This window comes from Runella sp. R5_40 (genome assembly GCF_057652295.1).
This window is the reverse complement of the sequence record NZ_JBYFCH010000061.1, coordinates 1-1,401: the sequence shown is the minus strand read 5'-3', so window position 1 is coordinate 1,401 and position 1,401 is coordinate 1. Positions and strand designations below refer to the sequence as shown.

The window sequence follows — 1,401 nt, the reverse complement described above, 5'->3', positions numbered from 1 at the left end:
GTTTTTTCTTTCGATTTCAAATGCTTTTTTGTTTTGTTATTTGTCTAGTCAAGGGCGGCTGAGGAACGAGGCCGTTTATCTACCCTTGACTAGACAAATAACAAACTATTTTTGCGTTTTATAATTGGAGGTAAAAATTACAGATCTATTGGCATCCTATCTCCAAATTTAATATGTAATTGTTGTGCTGTAAGTGCCCAGTTTTGTAAAGGAGATGTCCATTTGCGGCTTATATTTTCAACGGCCAAGTATATCAATTTAAGTAAAGCCATGTCATTGGGGAAAGCACCCTTTGTTTTAGTGATTTTACGAACTTGCCTGTGAAACCCTTCCACAGCATTGGTGGTATAGATTAACTTTCTAATGTGCTCATCATAAGCAAAATAGGTAGACAATTTATGCCAATTCTTCTGCCATGATTTGAGCACAACTGGATATTTTACCCCCCATTTTGCTTCGAGTTTTTCCAGTTCTAATTCAGCTTTGTCTTTGGTGGGAGCCTGATAGACCATTTTTAAATCCTGCATAAAAGCCTTTTGGTCTTTGGAGGCCACATATTTAAGCGAGTTGCGTATCTGGTGAATGATGCAAGTCTGAACCTCAGCTTGAGGGAAACAAGCCAATATTGCCTCCGAGAAGCCAGTGAGGTTATCCGTACAGGCTATCAAAATATCTTTTACCCCTCTAGATTTTAAATCTGTAAGCACCGATAACCAAAAATTGGCACCTTCGCTTTCGGAGACATACATACCAATCAAATCTTTGTAGCCATGTCGATTAACTCCCAATACATTATAAACAGCACGAGTAACAACTCGACCACCTTCCCTTACCTTATAGTGCATGGCATCCAACCAAACAATGGTGTAAAGACTTTCCAGAGGCCTACTCTGCCACTCTTTGACCTGTGGAATTACTCGTTCAGTAATCTCAGAAAGAGTAGCATGAGATATTTCCACATCATACATTTGTTGGATATGATCGGATATATCTCGAAAACTCATCCCCTTACTATAGAGGCCGATGATTTGAGGGGCTAGGTTATCAGCTAGTACTGTTTCGCGTTTCTTGACGATTTGAGGAGTAAAGCTGCTCTGTCGGTCTTGAGGTGTACTTAAAATAATCTCACCCGAGGTTGTTTTTAGACGCTTGCTGCCTTTGCCATTGCGCTTGTTGCCTAATTCTCGCTGTTTTTCATCAAGATGTGCGTTCATTTCTGACTCTAGAGCACTTTCTAAAAATTGTTGGAGTAAGGGAGCGAACACTCCATCTTTACCCGTTAACGATTGTCCATTCATCAACTGGGTTAGCGCTTTATCGCGCATCTGTTCAAATTCTGTCTTTTCCATTGTTCTGTCGTAAAGTTAAAAAACCTTTAGACAGAGTTTAATTTACAGTCTC

The 1,401-nt window shown here is 39.8% G+C and carries 1 protein-coding gene; it reads right to left on the bottom strand.

Features of this window, described 5'->3' with window-relative positions:
* Positions 1-137: 137 nt before the first annotated feature.
* The gene (locus tag AC23N5_RS31365; RefSeq protein WP_487758554.1) at positions 138-1,349 is read right to left on the bottom strand and encodes an IS256 family transposase; all 1,212 of its coding nucleotides are present in this window, start codon (positions 1,347-1,349) and stop codon (positions 138-140) included.
* Between the last annotated feature and the right edge of the window lie 52 nt (positions 1,350-1,401).